Consider the following 3,305-nt stretch of genomic DNA (forward strand, 5'->3'; position numbering starts at 1 on the left):
TGTTTTCGAAAAAATCAGCCACCAACTAACGGAAAATTCAAATCTTATCAATAGCTTAGCTTGCAGGTTATGGGTAACTTATTTCGAAAACAGTACACTAGCCGCGCTTCACAACCCAGACCTTTTTGCTGGAGGGAAGGATATTATTGGTGACTTTGGTGATCGGCGTATAAATTCAAGTATCGGCTCTCAGTGGCCAAGTCGTATAACCGGGCTGGACACTGCAGCCAGCAATATTCCTGACATTAATCGCGAGACTACAAAAGTCAACGCAAAACTTAAGAAATGTTGATAAGGAGTCAGCTATGGATGAGGATTATAGTTTTTTTCTGAAAGGATTCGGGCCAGTAATGGATCGGTATGAAGTCCCAGTATCCAGCATATCCCGATATAGCAATAAACTTCCTGATCAACTGCTTGACTACTGATCAGCACACGGCTGGTGCGGCTACGCAAGTGGGCTATTTTGGACCGTCAACCCACAGGATTATGAGGCTATTCTTGATCAATGGATTTCTGGCACATCACTCCACCAGCAAGATAGGTATTATGTGATAGCTCGTAGTGCATTCGGCATCCTTTACGTTTGGGGAGAAAAAAGTGGGTACTGCTTAACTTTAAACGCCTATATATCACGATACTCAACCCGCACGTCAATATTCACCGGAGACAAACTTGACTTCGGAGTGAAGGCATTTTTTTCATCTATGATTGCTGAATACAATGATTTAGATGACCTTTTCAAGCCGGCGCTTGAAAAACTCGGCCCACTAAAAAGTGATGAAATGTACGGTTTCGTTCCTGCTTTGGCACTCGGCGGAGCGATGGAATTAGAAAATTTACAAAAGGTAAAAGCCATCGAGCACTTAACATTCCTGTCTCAGCTCTCGCCACTTCAGGATTGGGGTTTTCCTGATGTCTAAATTCGGAATGCGCAAATTGGCTTACTTTATGACGCCGTTAGTCCGGACTGCATGATGGATGAAGACTTCGCTTTTTTTCTCAAAAAATTCGGCCCTGCAGTTGAACGACAGCTGGTTCCAGCTACAAGCATAGACAGGTACACAAAAAAACTTCCTGAACAGTTATTAAAGTATTGGGAGGATTTTGGCTGGTGTGGATACGCTGAGGGCCTGTTTTGGACTGTGAATCCGCAGGATTATGAGAGCGTGCTCAACACTTGGTTTTCAGGTATAGAATCCTTCAAAAGTGACAACTACCACGTCATCGCTCGCAGTGCATTCGGAGAGCTTTATGTGTGGGGAGAGAAAAGTGGCTATAGCCTGTCCATCACCAGCTATATGTCAAGATACTCAACCAGAAACTCTACATTTACGGGAAGCAAATCCGATCTTGGAGTTAAAGTGTTTTTTCTATCAATAAATCCTGAGGTCATTAATGTTGCAGATCTGTTTGAGCCTGCCCTGGAGAAACTGGGAAGGCTAGACAGTGACGAAATGTATGGATTCGTACCTGCTATAGCCCTTGGTGGTTCCATGGAGCTGAAAAACTTACAGAAAGTAAAAGTTTTCGAACACTTAGATCTTCTATCCCAGCTCTCGCCACTTCAGGATTGGGGTTTTCCTGATGTCTAAATTCGGAAACCATGAACTGGCTTTCTTTATGACACTGCTGGCTCGGACTGCATGATGGATGAAGACTTCGCTTTTTTTCTCAAAAAATTTGGCCCTGCAGTTGAACGACAGCTGGCTCCAGCGCCAAGCATTGCCAGGTACACAAACAAACTTCCTGAACAGCTATTAAATTATTGGGAAGATTTTGGCTGGTGTGGATACGCCGAGGGCTTATTTTGGACTGTGAATCCGCAGGATTACGAGAGCCTGCTCAACACTTGGTTTGCAGGTACAGAAGCTTTCAAAAGTGACAACTACCACGTCATCGCTCGCAGCGCTTTTGGAGAGCTGTATCTTTGGGGAGAAAAAAGCGCAGACAGCTTGTCAATAACCAGCTATATGTCACGCTACTCTACCAACAGCTCAATATTTGCTGGCGAAAACCTGGACTTTGGAATTAAAGTATTTTTCTCATCAATGCAGCTTGAGCATAATGACTTAGACAGCCTTTTCAAACACGCGCTAAAAAGTCTTGGCCCGCTCAAAGCGGACGAAATGTATGGATTCGTACCCGCATTGGCGCTCGGCGGACCAGTGGAATTAAAAAATCTGCAAAAAGTAAAAACCATTGAGCACCTTGCGTTTTTATCTCAGATCTCTCCACTTCAGGATTGGGGATTCCCTGATGTTTAAACTCGGGAATCAAAAATTGGCTTTCTTTGTGACGCTGTTAGCACGGACGGTGTAATGGATGAGCACTATGCTTTTTTCCTTGAAAAATTCGGCCTAGCGATTGAACGCTATGAAGTACCGGCATCAAGCATTGCCAAGTACAAAAACAAACTTCCAGATCAGTTATTAGACTACTGGGAGGAATACGGCTGGAGTAGCTATGCAAATGGAGCATTCTGGACCGTTAATCCACAAGATTACGACTACTTATTAAAAAGCTGGCTTACAACTGTTGACATTCCGCAAGAGAATTACTATGTCATAGCGCGTAGTGCATTCGGCAAGCTATATGTGTGGGGCGAAAAAAGCGGATGGTGTTTAACGATGTCGTCATATAGCGCTCGCTACTTTAGGCGAACATCGAAATTTACTGACGAAAAGCTTGACTTCGGCGTAAAAGCTTTCTTTTCATTCATTGATCCTGAACACAATGATTTGGAGGGGCTTTTTCAACCTGCTTTGGATCATCTTGGCCCACTTAAAAGCGATGAAATGTACGGTTTCGTCCCTGCCTTGGTACTTGGCGGCCAGATGGAATTAAAAAATCTGCAAAAAGTAAAACTCATCGAGCACTTGGAATTGCTGTCTCAGCTCTCTCCGCTTCAGGATTGGGGATTTCCTGATGTTTAGACTCAGAAACCAGAAATGGGCTTTCTTTATGATACTGCAAGCTCGGACTGCATGATGGACGAGCACTATGCTTTTTTCCTCAAAAAATTCGGCCCGGCGATGGAACGCCGTGAAGTACCCGCATCAAGCATTGCCAAGTACAAACACAGGCTCCCTGATCAGCTACTTGATTACTGGGCTGATCACGGCTGGAGCGGGTATGCGGAGGGACTTTTCTGGACGGTAAACCCTCAAGATTATGAAGAAATACCAATGGCTTTCAGACACTGTTGTCGCTGACCGAAAACTGACCCAGTAGAGGCTGTTCTGCCGACTGAAAACTGACCCAGGTGTTCAACTGCTTCTGCTCACTTTTTGAGCAGGAGAACA

Annotated in this window: 4 protein-coding genes and 2 pseudogenes; all 6 read left to right on the forward strand. The window is 44.5% G+C overall.

The genetic code is table 11. The features are described from left to right. Positions 1 to 292, forward strand: a 292-nt coding sequence (locus DW49_RS1000000131000; protein WP_241478697.1) for a polymorphic toxin type 15 domain-containing protein, incomplete at its 5' end; no start/stop codon positions are given. A gap of 13 nt (positions 293 to 305) precedes the next feature. Further along, a pseudogene (locus DW49_RS01000000128845) lies at positions 306 to 923 on the forward strand (GAD-like domain-containing protein). A 54-nt stretch (positions 924 to 977) separates the two neighbouring features. After that, positions 978 to 1,595, forward strand: coding sequence for a GAD-like domain-containing protein (locus tag DW49_RS0123825; protein WP_024420873.1), 618 nt, complete (start codon positions 978 to 980; stop codon positions 1,593 to 1,595). Between the two features lie 54 nt (positions 1,596 to 1,649). Beyond that, positions 1,650 to 2,267 (forward strand): GAD-like domain-containing protein, encoded by a 618-nt coding sequence (locus DW49_RS0123830; RefSeq protein WP_024420874.1) that lies wholly within the window; start codon positions 1,650 to 1,652, stop codon positions 2,265 to 2,267. Between the two features lie 54 nt (positions 2,268 to 2,321). Further along, complete coding sequence (locus DW49_RS0123835; RefSeq protein ID WP_024420875.1) at positions 2,322 to 2,936, forward strand: GAD-like domain-containing protein; 615 nt, start codon at positions 2,322 to 2,324, stop codon at positions 2,934 to 2,936. Positions 2,937 to 2,990: 54 nt separating this feature from the next. Further along, positions 2,991 to 3,185 (forward strand): annotated as a pseudogene (locus tag DW49_RS01000000128850) (GAD-like domain-containing protein); the annotation flags it as partial. Positions 3,186 to 3,305: the final 120 nt, after the last annotated feature.

It is taken from the genome of Pseudomonas avellanae BPIC 631, from assembly GCF_000444135.1.
Taxonomy (GTDB): domain Bacteria; phylum Pseudomonadota; class Gammaproteobacteria; order Pseudomonadales; family Pseudomonadaceae; genus Aquipseudomonas; species Aquipseudomonas avellanae.

Coding starts and splice junctions, on each gene's coding strand:
- DW49_RS0123835 (WP_024420875.1), top strand. CDS start 2,322: ATGGATGAGCACTATGCTTTTTTCCTTGAAAAATTCGGCCTAGCGATT.
- DW49_RS0123825 (WP_024420873.1), top strand. CDS start 978: ATGGATGAAGACTTCGCTTTTTTTCTCAAAAAATTCGGCCCTGCAGTT.
- DW49_RS0123830 (WP_024420874.1), top strand. CDS start 1,650: ATGGATGAAGACTTCGCTTTTTTTCTCAAAAAATTTGGCCCTGCAGTT.